This is a genomic window from Massilia genomosp. 1 (assembly GCF_011682185.1).
Classification (GTDB): Bacteria; Pseudomonadota; Gammaproteobacteria; order Burkholderiales; family Burkholderiaceae_D; genus Telluria_A; species Telluria_A rubra.
Genome location: NZ_WHJF01000645.1, coordinates 1 through 251, shown reverse-complemented (window position 1 = coordinate 251; position 251 = coordinate 1). Strand labels below are relative to the sequence as shown.

Here is a 251-nt window from a genome sequence, read left to right as displayed (position 1 = left end):
TGCCAACGGCTCTAAACCAACCCTTGCTGTGTTTAACTCCTACGGTGGAACAGTAGGCACTGATTTTGGACCGGCTGTGGCCGTTACCTATGTTAAAGGAAATACCGGAGAAAATTTCGCTGGCGATGCTCGGACCGTCAGTGCGGGCGCCACGATCCTGCGCGGCAGTGCAGAGGGGGGCATCGTGTTCGACAAGCAAAATAACCGGGTCGGATATACTGCCGGCTTGGGACTAAAGGCACCGCTTCCGG

General features: G+C 56.2%; 1 protein-coding gene. It reads left to right on the top strand.

Annotated features, from left to right (window positions below; genetic code table 11):
- Window positions 1-251: hypothetical protein (locus F1735_RS36170; protein ID WP_222853222.1), on the top strand; the 251-nt coding region annotated here is incomplete at both ends.